This window comes from Streptomyces sp. NPDC058239 (assembly GCF_042882185.1).
GTDB lineage: Bacteria > Actinomycetota > Actinomycetes > Streptomycetales > Streptomycetaceae > Streptomyces.
Genome location: NZ_JBHVWS010000108.1, coordinates 1 through 12528, shown reverse-complemented (window position 1 = coordinate 12528; position 12528 = coordinate 1). Strand labels below are relative to the sequence as shown.

The following is a 12528-nucleotide window of genomic DNA, read 5'->3' as shown; positions in this document are numbered from 1 at the left end:
TGACCGTCGCCGCCGGGGTGGTGCACGGTCTCATGGGGGGCTGACCGCACCGCAACCGGGGGGGCCCGGGCAGCCGATCGGCTGCCGGGGCCCACCCGTCCCTCGTTGATGTTCCGTGCGGTCAGGCCGCCCTGCTGTCCCCCTCGGAGGGGCGTCGGTGGCGGCCGTGCGGCTGTGCCGACGCGTCGTTCACCGACACACCCCCTCGGTGCTTTCCGGAGCCGCCGGCTTCGGCCCGTTCCGCGTCCGCCCCCGGCGGACGCGTCTGGGTCGTGTCGGTTCGGGCTTCAGACATGTGGGAAGTCACCCCGTTGTGATCGCTTACGTGTGTCACCAGGGCCGATCACGCCACCGCAACACGGCACGGTCACCATCGGCGACCGTCGTACACGGCTGCGTAGCCCAGGCCCAGGATTCTAGAGCGTCCGGTAATTGGGGGCGGCGTCGCGGGGCTGTGCACGCGCACCTGCGGCGTTGTCGTCGGTCGATATGGCTCCGCCATGCCTCCCTCCTCCCGCCTTGCAGCTGCACGCACCCAGCCCCGCTCCTTCTCCCCCCATTACCGGACGCTCTAGCCAGGCACCATGCGCCCCATGAGAGGCGCCTGCCCCAGTGGAATCGGCTTGCACATCGGAAGAGGCGCAGCGGCAGCGGACGGTTGCATACCGCTTTCCGCGCCTGCCTCCGCCGCCGGTCCCGCGCCGCGTTCCTCGTCCACCGGTGCCTCCAGCAGTGCCACCCCGCACGCCACGTTCTCGTTGGCGTACGGAAGTCTGAGTACGCCGTCCCGGGTCCACACCCCGCGACCGGCCTGCCACCCCCGGGGGGCGGCGAGCTGATGCAGCCGGCGCCCCGCCGGGCGCCACACCCCGAGCCAGCTGCCGGCCGCCCCGTCGATCCGCAGGGCCACCGCGCAGCTCTCCGGCATCAGCATCTGCCCCGGCTGTACGGCGAACGGCGTCACCGCCACATCCGCCGGGCGCAGGCACTCCGGGAAACGCACCGGCAGACAGCTGCCCAGCACCCCCCACCCGAGCCGGTCGTGCCCCGGCGCGTCCGAGCGGATCAGCAGCAGCCCGCTGTCCGCGTCGGCGAGCAGCAGCCGGTCGTTGCTCTCCGGTGCGATCTGCAGCAGCGGTGTCACCTCGCCGCCCCGCTCCAGGTCCACGGCGACCGCCTTGACCGGCCCGCCGCCCGGCATCTCCCGGTCCAGGGCCAGCATCCGCCCCGCCCGGTCCAGCCAGACCCCGCCGGAGCAGCGCCCCGGCACCTCCGCGACCAGCTTGGGCCCGAAGGCGCCGCCCGCCACCAGCCAGACGGCGGTGGAGTGCGCACCGACCGACAGGGCGTACGCGCTCGCACCGTCCGGTGACGGCGGCAGCAGGGTCCCATCCGCGCATCCGACGGTGCCGAGCGGCAGTTCACCGGTGCCGGGGCCGGTCGGATAGAGCAGCGAGAACGCATGCCGGTCCGCGACCCGTCGCCGGATCAGCACCCGTCCGTCGGCCAGCGGCAGCACCTGGGAGTCCGGCTCCTCCGGCTGATCGAGGGGGAGCGGGACGGCGTACGGCTCGTGCCCGTCGAGCGTCCAGCGCTCCACGAACCACGCCTGCGCGGCCTCGTCGGACACCTCCGCGGCGACGTCGCGGAGGGCGAGCCGGGCCGCGTACGAACCGTCCGCGGCGATCGTGAGCGCGGGCGGGGCGAGGGCTGCCCCGGCGGGCACGCCCGATTCACCCGGCGCACCGGCCTGCTCGGGCACGCCGTCCGCTCCGTCCTCGCCGGGCATGCCGCACCCGGCCGGCTCCCCGGGTGCGTCCGGCTCGTCGTCCTCCAGGGCCGCATCCCCGGCGGACTCGGCCGCCCCCGCGGTCTCGTTCTCGATGGCACAGGCAGTCATGGACTGGTCACCTCCGGCAACCGAAGCTAGTTTTCGCACTTCCTGCCGAACAACGCGAGACCCACCACTTCACACATAAGGGTGGCGCTGCCCGGATTTCCCTGAGGGCGAGGGGGTGCCTGTGCTCGGCGCGAGAAGGGTGAGTAAGGTAAGGCAGCCCTAAGCGATACCTGTGTGACCTTGAACTGGAGCAAGTGATGTCCCTTCGTCGCCGCGGCACTGCCGCAGTCGGCCTGGCAGTGGCTGCCGCCCTTTCCCTCTCGGCCTGCGGGAGCGACGACGCAGGCTCGGGCGGCTCGGCCAAGTCCGAGGGCGGCGGTGACAAGAAGGCGGCCGTCGCGACGGGCGGCAAGGACTTCGCCGACGCCGCGAAGAAGACGGCGGAGTACGGCACCGACGCCAAGCCCGGCCAGTTCCCCCGGACCCTCACCCACGCCATGGGCAAGACGGAGATCAAGTCCGCTCCCAAGCGCGTCGTCGTGCTGGACGTCGGTGAGTTCGACAATGTCGTCTCGCTGGGTGTGAAGCCGGTCGGCTATGCCCCCTCCGAGGGCGACGCGGCCATCCCCTCGTACCTGAAGAAGGAAGCGGGCAACCCGAAGAACGTAGGCACGATCAACAGCCTCAACCTTGAGGCGATCGCCGGCCTGAAGCCCGACCTGATCCTCGGCAGCCAGCTGCGCGCCGCCGACAAGTACGACGCGCTCTCCAAGATCGCACCGACCGTGTTCTCCATCCGTCCGGGCTTCACCTGGAAGGAGAACTACCTCCTCAACGCCGCGGCACTGGACAAGACGGCCAAGGCCAAGAGCGAGCTCGGTGCCTACGAGGCGAAGGCCAAGAAGCTCGGCGAGGACATCGGTCCGGACAAGCCGACCATCTCCATGGTCCGCTACCTGCCGGACCGGATCCGCCTCTACGCCAAGGCGTCCTTCATCGGCACCATCCTCGACGACGCCGGTCTGCCGCGGCCCAAGAACCAGCAGATCAACGACCTCGCCGCGGAGATCAGCCCGGAGAAGATCGACGAGGCCGACGCCGACTGGATCTTCACCGGCGTCTACGGCGACGTGAAGGCCACCAAGCGCGACACCACCCAGTCCAACCCGCTGTGGAAGAACCTCAAGGCGGTCAAGGACGGCCGGGCCAAGGACGTCTCCGACGAGACCTGGTACCTCGGCCTCGGTGTCACGGCCGCGAACCTGGTCCTCGACGACCTCCGCGCCGACCTCGTGAAGTAACGATTCCCTGGGTCCTGTCGTCGGACTGCCGCCTGCCGCGCGGCGCCCGGGCGACGACGGGAGTCCGACGACAGGACCCAGCAGGCTGTGGCCCCGTCCGTACGGGTCGCCGAAGCCATGGGCGACGGGGCACGGAGGGCAGGTAGCCTTTCCTTGTGCCCCGTCTGTCTGAAGTCCTCGCCGAGCTCGACGCTCTCTGGCCGCCCGAGCGGGCCGAAGGTTGGGACGCGGTCGGCACCGTCTGCGGAGACCCCGCATCGCAGGTCGACCGTGTGCTCTTCGCCGTCGACCCCGTCCAGGAGATCGTCGACGAGGCACTCGGGCTCGGCGCCCAGCTGATCGTCACCCACCACCCGCTCTATCTGCGGGGTACGACGACGGTCGCGGCCGACACCTTCAAGGGCCGGGTCGTGCACACCCTCATCAAGCACGACGTCGCGCTGCACGTCGCCCACACCAACGCCGACACCGCCGACCCGGGCGTGTCCGACGCCCTCGCCGGTGCGCTCGACCTGCGCGTCGAGGGGCCCCTCGTACCGGACCCGGCCGACCCCAAGGGCCGTCGCGGCCTCGGCCGGATCTGTGTGCTCGACCACCCCGAGAGCCTGGCCGACTTCGCCGCCCGCGCCGCGGCCCGACTGCCCGCCACCGCGCAGGGCATCCGGCTCGCGGGCGACCCGGCGGCGACGGTGCGCTCCGTCGCGGTCAGCGGCGGCTCGGGCGACAGCCTCTTCGACGCGGTACGCGCTGCCGGAGTCGACGCCTTCCTCACCGCCGACCTGCGCCACCACCCGGCCTCCGAAGCCATCCGGCACTCCCCGCTCGGCCTGGTCGACGCCGCACACTGGGCCACCGAATGGCCCTGGTGCGAACAGGCCGCAGCGCAGCTCGACGCGATTTCCGACCGCCACGGATGGGACCTGCGGGTCCATGTCTCGAAGCAGGTCACCGACCCCTGGACCACCACCACCCACCACTCTTCTGGAGCCCCCAACTGAACGCCGCGCCCGCCGACCAGATCCGACTCCTCGACGTCCAGGCCCTCGACGTACGTCTGTCGCAGCTTGCGCACCGGCGCAAGTCGCTGCCCGAGCACACCGAGATCGAGTCGCTCACCAGCGACCTCGCGCAACTGCGTGACCTGCTGGTCGCCTCGCAGACCGAGGAGAGCGACACCGCCCGCGAGCAGACCAAGGCGGAGCAGGACGTCGACCAGGTGCGCCAGCGCGCCGCCCGCGACCAGCAGCGCCTCGACTCGGGTGCGGTCACCTCGCCCAAGGACCTGGAGAGCCTCCAGCGCGAGATCACCTCGCTGGCCAAGCGCCAGGGCGACCTGGAGGACGTCGTCCTCGAAGTGATGGAGCGCCGCGAGTCCGCCCAGGAGCGCGTCACCGAGCTGTCCGACCGGGTCTCCGCCGTCCAGGCCAAGGTCGACGACGCGACCGCCCGCCGTGACGCCGCGACCAAGGAGCTCGACGAGGAGACCGCGACCGTCACCAAGGAGCGCGAGCTCGTCGCCGGGTCCGTCCCCGCGGACCTGCTGAAGCTGTACGACAAGCTCCGCGTCCAGCAGGGCGGGGTCGGCGCCGCCCGCCTCTACCAGCGCCGCTGCGAGGGCTGCCGTCTCGAACTGAACATCACCGAGGTCAACGATGTGAAGGCGGCCTCCCCGGACACCGTCCTGCGCTGCGAGAACTGCCGCCGCATCCTGGTGCGTACGTCGGAGTCGGGCCTGTAATGACCCAGCCGCGCCAGTTCGTCATCGAGGCCGACGGCGGTTCCCGGGGCAACCCGGGGCCTGCCGGTTACGGTGCGGTCGTCATCGACCCGGTGACGGGGGAGACCCTTGCCGAGGCCGCCGAGTACATCGGCGTCGCGACGAACAACGTCGCCGAGTACAAGGGCCTCATCGCGGGTCTGAAGGCGGCGAAGGCGCTGGTGCCGGACGCCTCGGCGGACGGTGCGCTCCAGGTACGGGTACGGATGGACTCCAAGCTGGTCGTGGAACAGATGTCGGGCCGTTGGAAGATCAAGCATCCCGACATGAAGCCGCTCGCGGCGGAGGCCGCCAGGATTCTGCCGGCCTCCGCCGTGACGTACGAGTGGATCCCGCGCGAGAAGAACAAGCACGCGGACCGGCTCGCCAACGAGGCGATGGACGCGGGCAAGCGCGGCAAGCAGTGGGAGCCGTCGTCGTCGACGGCCGCACTCGACACCCCCCGGCCCTCGGCCACCGCCGGCCTGCCGCCCGTCTCCGGCCCGCCCGGCGACGCGGCAGCGGGCGCGGCCAGGGCCCGCGCGGCCCTGTCCTCCCGGCCGGGAGCGGCGACAGGCACGGCATCGGCAGCCGCCCCCACGCCTACGGCATCCTCCACCGCCCCCCAGGTGGGCTGGGCCGCGGCGCCCGATCTCGGGGTGCCCGCCACCTTCGTACTGCTCCGGCACGGCGAAACGGCCCTCACCCCCGAGAAGCGGTTCTCGGGCAGCGGCGGCAGTGATCCCGAACTCTCGGCGACCGGCCGCCACCAGGCCGAACGCATCGCCCAGTCGCTGGCCGCCCGCGGCACGATCGAGGAGATCGTCAGCTCCCCGCTGCGCCGCTGCCGCGAAACAGCGGCCGCGGTGGCGGCCCGGCTCGGCCTGGAGGTCCGGATCGAGGACGGCCTGCGCGAGACGGACTTCGGCGCCTGGGAGGGCCTGACGTTCGCCGAGGTGCGTGAGCGGTACGGCCCCGACCTGGACGCCTGGCTCGCCTCCGCGAAGGCGGCCCCCACCGGGGGCGGCGAGAGCTTCGCCGAGGTCGCCCGCCGAGTCGCGGCCACCCGTGACCGCCTCACCGCCCGCTACGCGGGCCGCACGGTCCTCCTGGTCACCCATGTGACGCCGATCAAGACCCTGGTCAGGCTGGCGCTGGGCGCCCCGCCGGAAGCCATGTTCCGGATGGAACTCTCGGCGGCCTCGGTGTCCGCGGTGGCGTACTACTCGGACGGGAACGTGTCGCTCAGGCTGCTGAACGACACATCGCACCTGCGGTAGAGGACGGGAAGCTCGCGTGAGTGTGCGGCGCCCCGGGGAGGGGCAGCGGGGCGACTCCCCGGCGGCGCGAAGCTGCCGCTTCCTCGGGTGGCCGGGGTAGCCGCACCCCAGTCGGCACCCACCGGGGTCCGGGGCGGAGCCCCGGTTCCGGGAAGGGCGGGTAGCGGGCAGGGGGGAATCAGTCGCGCAGCGCCGCCGCCTCGCTCGCCAGCCGCTCCACCCGCGCCCAGTCCTTCGCCGCCACCGCGTCCGCCGGGACCATCCAACTGCCGCCCACGCAGCCGACGTTGGGCAGCGCCAGATAGGACGGTGCGGAGGCGAGCGAGATGCCGCCCGTGGGGCAGAACCGGGCCTGCGGCAGCGGCGAGGAGAGCGACTTCAGATACGCTGTGCCGCCCGCCGCCTCGGCCGGGAAGAACTTCATCTCGGTGACCCCGCGCTCCAGCAGCGCGACCACCTCGGACGTCGTCGAGACGCCCGGCAGGAACGGCACCCCCGACGCCTTCATCGCGTCCAGCAGCGTGTCCGTCCAGCCGGGGCTGACCAGGAACCGGGCCCCCGCGGCGACGGTGTCGGAGACGTTCGGTACGGAGATCACCGTGCCGGCCCCGACCACAGCGTCCGGCACCTCGGCCGCGATGGCCTTGATCGCATCCAGCGCCGCGGCGGTGCGCAGCGTCACCTCGATGGCCGGGAGCCCGCCCGCGACCAGGGCCCGGGCGAGCGGCACCGCGTCGGCGGCGTCCTCCAGGACGACAACGGGGACGACGGGGGCAAGGTCCAGCACAGAGGAGGTCATGCGCTCATCTTGCCGCGACCACCGCACACCACGCAACGAGCGTTGCGCATGCTGCAACGTGATGGCTTTCCCGGTTCAGTGAATCTCGGTCACCACGACATCGAGCGACCACACCCGGCCGGCCCGCGCGGGGGCCTCGGCCTCCACCACGTACCCGAGCTCCCGCAATGTCTCCACCAGCTCCGCGGGCCCCTTCGGCTGTGCGCCCGCCAGCAGCAGATCGCGGACCATCCGCCCCTTCGTCGCCTTGTTGAAGTGGCTGACCACGGAGCGCTTCTCGACCCCGTTCACCATCTGGGAGTGCAGCACCCGCACGCTCGCCGTGCGCCCGGCCACCTCGCCCTTCGGCTTCCAGGCCGCGGTGTACGCGGAGGACCGCAGGTCCAGGACGAGCCCGTCCCCGGCCGCCTCCGGCATGACCTCCGCCATCGGGTCACGCCAGTACGCCCCGAGCGCGCCCAGCCCCGGCAGCTTCACGCCCATCGAGCAGCGGTACGAAGGAATCCGGTCGCCCACCCGCACGGCGCCCCACAGCCCGGAGAAGACCAGCAACGACTTTCCGGCCCGCCGCTTGGCCGCCGTGTCCAGGGAGGCCAGGTCCAGGGCGTCGTACAGCACCCCCGTGTAGATCTCCCCGGCCGGACGCGTCCCCGCCGTCCGCAGCTCGACGTTCTTCGCGATCTCGCCGCGCAGCCCCTCGCTCAGCCCGAGCACCTCACGGGCCTTCTCCTCGTCCGCCGCACACAGCTCGACCAGCTCGTCGAGGACCGCGGCCCGCGCCGCAGCCAGGCCCGGCAGCGACAGCGACTCCGGCTTCAGGGGTGCTCCGCGCCCCGACGCGGCCTTTCCTTCGGAGGGCGGCAACAGCACGAGCACGGCGGTTCTCCTTCGTACGTACGCACAGGTAAACGGGCCCAGAAGGCCCTCGTACCAGCGTACGGGGACCTCTGTACCGCACCGTGGCCCGTCCGGCGGATAGGGGCCCAACAGGCACTCGCCGCCACCCGGGATGCCGCCCGGCCCGCCCCGCCATACGCTCGGTCCATGCCCCGCCGCCATCTCCATATGACCGGGCCGGCCGAGAACCCGCTGAGGGCGGCCCTGTGCAAGCTGCGCACCGAGCTCGAACTGCCCGACGGCTTCCCGCCAGACGTCCTCGCCGAGGCGGCGCAGGCGGCGGGGGCCCCGGCGGTGTCGGCCCACAAGGACGCGACGGACCTGCCGTTCTTCACCATCGACCCGTCCACATCGACCGACCTCGACCAGGCCATGCACCTCGAACGTCGCCGCCACGGCTTCCGCGTGCACTACGCCATCGCCGATGTCGCCGCCTTCGTACGCCCCGGCGGCGCACTCGACTCCGAGGCCCACCGCCGGGTGACGACCCTCTACTTCCCCGACGGCAAGGTGCCGCTCCACCCCACCCTGCTCTCCGAGGGCGCCGCCAGCCTCCTCCCCGGACAGACCCGCCCCGCCCTGCTCTGGCAGATCGACCTGGACTCCGAGGGCGGCGCCGTCACCACCTCGGTGCGCCGGGCCCTCGTCCGCAGCCGGGCCAAGCTCGACTACGCGGGCGTCCAGCGGCAGATCGACACCCGCACCGCCGAGGAGCCCCTGGCGCTGCTCCAGGACATCGGACGGCTCCGCGAGGAGCAGGAGGTCGCCCGAGGCGGCATCTCCCTCAACGTGCCCGAGCAGGAGATCGTCGAGCGCGACGGCACGTACGGCCTGGAATACCGTGCCCCGCTGCCCGCCGACGGCTGGAACGCCCAGATCTCCCTCCTGACCGGCATGGCCGCCGCCCACCTCATGACGGAGACCGGCACCGGCATCCTGCGGACCCTGCCGGTCGCACCCGACGGCGCCGTGGCCCGGCTCCGGCGCTCGGCCGAGGCGCTGCGCATCGACTGGCCGCACCATGTCCCGTACGCCCAGGTCGTCCGCTCCCTCGACCCGAGGAAGACCAACCACGCCGCGTTCCTCCAGGAGTGCACCACCCTGCTGCGCGGCGCCGGCTACACCGTCTTCGAACACGGCGAACTCCCCACCCCCGCTGTCCACGCCGCCGTCGCCGACCTCTACACGCACTGCACCGCCCCGCTGCGCCGCCTCGTCGACCGGTACGCGGCCGAGCTGTGCCTCGCCGCCGTCGCGGAACAGGACCCGCCCGAGTGGGTCCTCGCAGCGCTGCCCGGCCTGCCGAAGGAGATGGCGGACGGAACCAGACGGGCCAACACGGTGGAGCGCGAGTGCGTCGACGTGGTCGAGGCAGCGCTGCTCAAGGACCGGATCGGTGAGGTCTTCGACGCGTACGTGGTCGACGTGAAGGAACAGGAGCCCACCACGGGCACCGTCCACATCGACGCCCCGGCAGTCGTCGCCCGGGTCGAGGGCGGCACGGCGAGGCTCCCGCTGGGGGAGCGGCTGCCGGTCAGGCTCGCCCAGGCGGATCCTGGCTCGGCGAAGGTCCTCTTCGTCCCCGCGTGAGCGCGGCCACGGCTCCACCCGGATCATCCGCGTGGAACCGCACCGTCCGCGCCCACTCCCGCTTCCCGAGAGGCCGCACGAACGCCACGGGCGAGACCAGCTCCACGGTCACCGTCGTCTGCCCGCCCACCACGAGGTCGAGCACCCCGTCCGCCCCCGGCCGCACCGGCCCGCCCTCGGGATAGCGCCGCTCGACGCGCGCACCGGCGACCGCCCCGGCGGGAACCCGCAGGTCGAACAGCCCGCCGTAGCGAAGCCGCAGCGCCCCGTCGGCGTCCACCACATGCGGCCGGGTCACACACGCGGCATGGAAGGCGAGCACCAGGACCACCCCGTACACATCGAGCACGAGCAGAACCCTGTGCACCACCGGCCACGGGATCAGCAGCGCCAGCATCACCGTCTCGACCAGAGCGACGAAGACCAGGCCGTACATCATGGCGGTCTGCGGCCCGGTGTACGGGACGGCAAGGGAACCCTCCGGCACGCCATGACGCCTCCGCAGCACCCACAGCCCGAGACTGTGCAGGGCGCGCACCTCGTGCGCGACGAGACGGCGCACCTTCTCGGGCACGACGGTGCGGAGCGCCGCACCCATCGCCTCCCGCCGCCCGGCACCCGCGCGCCGGCCCACGACCCAGAGCCGCCACAGGACCACGCCCTCGAATCCGAGCGCGGCGACCACCAGGGCCTCGGCACCGAGCAGAACCGCACCCGGCACCCGGACCCCCGCCAGCAGGCAGCCGACCAGACCCAGTTCGACAGCCGGCACTGCCCCCACGGCATACCGCGCAATCCGCACGCTCATTCTGTCCCCCTCCCCGCCACGCGTGCCGTCAGGGCCGCCATCACCCGGCGCACCACCTCGGCCTGCGCGGGCGCGTAGTCGTCGAGCAGGGCCTGACCGAACCCCGTCAGGACCGGCCCGCCGGGGATGGCCGCCAGCACCTCGTCCGGCACGACGGCGGCCATGTCGGCGGCGAGCCGGACGATCCGCGGATCGTCCAGCGGCGCCGCGGCCAGTGCGTCCAGCCGCTCGTACAGCGCGTGCACGGCCGGGTCCTCGGCCAGTGGCCGCAACGCGGCGTAGACCTCACTGCCGACACCCGCCGTGTCCAGCAGCACCAAGTGCTCGCGGTCCTTGGCGGCCATCGGGGAGCCGGTGGCCGGAGCCGTGCCCAGCAGTTCGGCCAGCGCGGGCGATACGGGTTCATCGGCGCTCACCGGGCCGTCCAGCAACCGGGCCAGCCGACGCCGCCGCTCCCGGATCTCGTCCTCCTGCCGGGCCAGATCCGCATCCAACTCGACGAGCACTTCGACGAGTTCTCGCCCGGCGTCATCGGCGAGGACGTCCCGTACCTCGTCCAGACCGAGCCCGAGCTCGGTGAGCCGTCGGATCCGGGCCAGCACCACGGCGTCGCGCACGCTGTAGGTGCGGTAGCCGTTGGGCCGGCGGCCGGGCTCGGGAAGCAGTCCGATGTGGTGGTAGTGCCGGATCGTCCGCGAGGTGACCCCGACGAGCACGGCGATCTCTCCGATGCGCATGGGTCCAGTAGAAACGTTGACGCAACGGCAGGGTCAAGTACTCACCGCACCCGTCCGCATCTGACAACTCCGCACCCTCCTGTGCCACGATCGAAGGAAGTACTCCCATCTCACGGACGGCTGATCCACTGATGTCCCAATCTGGCGAGCGACCGAGGAAGGGGCGTGACATGACTGCCATGCCGCAGGAACCGCTCACGCAGGCGGACGTCCTGCTGGAGGGCTTCCTGGCGCTGGATACGCCGGAGGGCTTCCGGGCCGAGCTGATCGAGGGGGAGATTGTCGTGACGCCGCCGCCGGACGGGGACCACGAGGACTACATCAGCCTGATTCTGAAGCAGGTGATCAGGCTCGCCCGGACAGACATGGACTTTTCCGGGAACAAGGGACTGAAGCTGAAGAGCGGCGGCCGCTGTCCCAGGAACCACGTCATTCCCGACGGCACCTTCGCCCCCACCGAACTGCGCCTGTACCGGGGAGCGGACCCCTGGATGCCGTGCGAGGGGGTGGCCCTCGTCGTCGAGGTCACCTCGTCCAAGCCCCGTGCCGACCGCACGGACAAGCGTCACTGCTACGCCCGCGGACCCATCCCGCTCTACCTCCTGGTCGACCGTGAGGAGTCTTCGGTGACGCTGTTCAGCGACCCCGAAGAGGACGACTACCGTCAGCACTGCACGATCCCGTTCGGCAAGCCGCTCACTCTCCCGACGCCCTTCGGCTTCGACCTGGAGACCGAGGCGTTCATCTGAGCGCCCCGTCCGGCGGCCCCTGCCAGGCGGGTAGCATGGTCGGCACGGCAGACGAGCCGGGCGGACGGCCGCGTGGGGATCCTCGGATCCCCCCGAGGAACGTCCGGGCTCCACAGGGCAGGGTGATGGCTAACGGCCACCCGGGGTGACCCGCGGGACAGTGCCACAGAAAACAGACCGCCGGGGACTTCGGTCCTCGGTAAGGGTGAAACGGTGGTGTAAGAGACCACCAGCGCCTGAGGTGACTCAGGCGGCTAGGTAAACCCCACCCGGAGCAAGGTCAAGAGGGGTCGTCGCAAGACGGCCCTGCGCGAATGTTCGAGGGCGGCCCGCCCGAGTTCGCGGGTAGACCGCACGAGGCCGGCAGCAATGCCGGTCCTAGATGGATGGCCGTCTCCCCGGCCGCCGCGAGGCGACCGGGCGACAGAACCCGGCGTACAGCCCGACTCGTCTGCCGCCACCTGCGGCTTTGCATCGGAAGGGGCCTCCGACCTGCGTCGGAGGCCCCTTCCGATCATTCAGCAGCTTGCTGCTTCAGACGACGAAAAGTCCCTCGGGAGTCCCTCGGGCAGACCTGAAAGCCCCTGAAAAGGCCTCGTCGACCGAGCTGTTGGCTGCTTGGAACAAGCCGTCGGACAAGGCGTCGACCACCGTGATGTCGCCCCGCCGTCTCCGCCGGGCGGCCCCACCGCCCCGACGAGACGCCGCCCCCAGGCCGGCCGCCCCCCCCGCCGGCCGGGCCGAGGACCCGCCGGCGAGGCCCACGGCGGC

11 protein-coding genes and 1 other RNA gene are annotated in these 12528 nt (G+C 72.0%); 7 read left to right on the top strand and 5 right to left on the bottom strand.

Annotated features, from left to right (window positions below):
* Positions 1-571 precede the first annotated feature (571 nt).
* Positions 572-1900: a hypothetical protein gene (locus ACFVYE_RS46595; protein WP_389609614.1), complete on the bottom strand. Its 1329-nt coding sequence runs from the start codon at positions 1898-1900 to the stop codon at positions 572-574.
* Between the two features lie 197 nt (positions 1901-2097).
* Between ACFVYE_RS46595 and ACFVYE_RS46590 the strand changes: the two genes are divergently transcribed.
* The 4 genes from ACFVYE_RS46590 to ACFVYE_RS46575 all read left to right on the top strand — a co-directional run bounded on the left by ACFVYE_RS46590 (position 2098) and on the right by ACFVYE_RS46575 (position 6177).
* Entirely contained in the window at positions 2098-3141 is a 1044-nt protein-coding gene (locus ACFVYE_RS46590; RefSeq protein ID WP_383978590.1) for an ABC transporter substrate-binding protein, read from the top strand.
* Between the two features lie 155 nt (positions 3142-3296).
* Complete coding sequence (locus ACFVYE_RS46585; RefSeq protein WP_383978593.1) at positions 3297-4139, top strand: Nif3-like dinuclear metal center hexameric protein; 843 nt, start codon at positions 3297-3299, stop codon at positions 4137-4139.
* On the top strand, positions 4136-4879 hold the full coding sequence (locus ACFVYE_RS46580; protein ID WP_383978599.1) for a zinc ribbon domain-containing protein: 744 nt from the start codon (positions 4136-4138) through the stop codon (positions 4877-4879). The genes ACFVYE_RS46585 and ACFVYE_RS46580 overlap by 4 nt, the downstream gene beginning before the upstream one ends.
* The gene (locus ACFVYE_RS46575) at positions 4879-6177 is read left to right on the top strand and encodes a bifunctional RNase H/acid phosphatase (RefSeq protein WP_389609611.1); all 1299 of its coding nucleotides are present in this window, start codon (positions 4879-4881) and stop codon (positions 6175-6177) included. Before ACFVYE_RS46580 ends, ACFVYE_RS46575 begins: the two co-directional genes overlap by 1 nt.
* Positions 6178-6355: 178 nt before the next feature.
* Here ACFVYE_RS46575 and eda read toward each other — a convergent pair whose 3' ends face one another.
* Together eda and yaaA are read right to left on the bottom strand one after the other, a co-directional pair.
* Entirely contained in the window at positions 6356-6976 is a 621-nt protein-coding gene (eda, locus tag ACFVYE_RS46570; protein WP_383978662.1) for a bifunctional 4-hydroxy-2-oxoglutarate aldolase/2-dehydro-3-deoxy-phosphogluconate aldolase, read from the bottom strand.
* 75 nt (positions 6977-7051) lie between these two features.
* Positions 7052-7852, bottom strand: a complete 801-nt coding sequence (gene yaaA, locus ACFVYE_RS46565) for a peroxide stress protein YaaA (protein WP_383978660.1) — start codon at positions 7850-7852, stop codon at positions 7052-7054.
* 168 nt (positions 7853-8020) lie between these two features.
* Between yaaA and ACFVYE_RS46560 the strand changes: the two genes are divergently transcribed.
* Positions 8021-9463 carry an RNB domain-containing ribonuclease gene (locus ACFVYE_RS46560; protein WP_389609609.1) on the top strand — a complete coding sequence of 481 codons (1443 nt, stop codon included), beginning with the start codon at positions 8021-8023 and terminating at the stop codon, positions 9461-9463.
* Here the strand turns inward: ACFVYE_RS46560 and ACFVYE_RS46555 are convergent.
* Both ACFVYE_RS46555 and ACFVYE_RS46550 read right to left on the bottom strand, forming a co-directional pair.
* Positions 9408-10271 (bottom strand): hypothetical protein, encoded by an 864-nt coding sequence (locus tag ACFVYE_RS46555; RefSeq protein WP_389609607.1) that lies wholly within the window; start codon positions 10269-10271, stop codon positions 9408-9410. The two genes, ACFVYE_RS46560 and ACFVYE_RS46555, sit on opposite strands and share 56 nt — an antisense overlap.
* Positions 10268-11008 carry a MerR family transcriptional regulator gene (locus tag ACFVYE_RS46550; RefSeq protein WP_389609605.1) on the bottom strand — a complete coding sequence of 247 codons (741 nt, stop codon included), beginning with the start codon at positions 11006-11008 and terminating at the stop codon, positions 10268-10270. Before ACFVYE_RS46550 ends, ACFVYE_RS46555 begins: the two co-directional genes overlap by 4 nt.
* A 179-nt stretch (positions 11009-11187) precedes the next feature.
* On the opposite strand from ACFVYE_RS46550, the gene ACFVYE_RS46545 reads away from it, so the two are divergent.
* Together ACFVYE_RS46545 and rnpB are read left to right on the top strand one after the other, a co-directional pair.
* Positions 11188-11757, top strand: coding sequence for a Uma2 family endonuclease (locus ACFVYE_RS46545; RefSeq protein ID WP_389609616.1), 570 nt, complete (start codon positions 11188-11190; stop codon positions 11755-11757).
* A 52-nt stretch (positions 11758-11809) separates the two neighbouring features.
* Positions 11810-12211, top strand: an RNA gene (gene rnpB / locus ACFVYE_RS46540) — RNase P RNA component class A.
* Positions 12212-12528: the final 317 nt, after the last annotated feature.

Coding starts and splice junctions, on each gene's coding strand:
- ACFVYE_RS46575 (WP_389609611.1), top strand. CDS start 4,879: ATGACCCAGCCGCGCCAGTTCGTCATCGAGGCCGACGGCGGTTCCCGG.
- eda (WP_383978662.1), bottom strand. CDS start 6,976: ATGACCTCCTCTGTGCTGGACCTTGCCCCCGTCGTCCCCGTTGTCGTC.
- ACFVYE_RS46595 (WP_389609614.1), bottom strand. CDS start 1,900: ATGACTGCCTGTGCCATCGAGAACGAGACCGCGGGGGCGGCCGAGTCC.
- ACFVYE_RS46555 (WP_389609607.1), bottom strand. CDS start 10,271: ATGAGCGTGCGGATTGCGCGGTATGCCGTGGGGGCAGTGCCGGCTGTC.
- ACFVYE_RS46560 (WP_389609609.1), top strand. CDS start 8,021: ATGCCCCGCCGCCATCTCCATATGACCGGGCCGGCCGAGAACCCGCTG.
- ACFVYE_RS46545 (WP_389609616.1), top strand. CDS start 11,188: ATGCCGCAGGAACCGCTCACGCAGGCGGACGTCCTGCTGGAGGGCTTC.
- ACFVYE_RS46590 (WP_383978590.1), top strand. CDS start 2,098: ATGTCCCTTCGTCGCCGCGGCACTGCCGCAGTCGGCCTGGCAGTGGCT.
- ACFVYE_RS46550 (WP_389609605.1), bottom strand. CDS start 11,008: ATGCGCATCGGAGAGATCGCCGTGCTCGTCGGGGTCACCTCGCGGACG.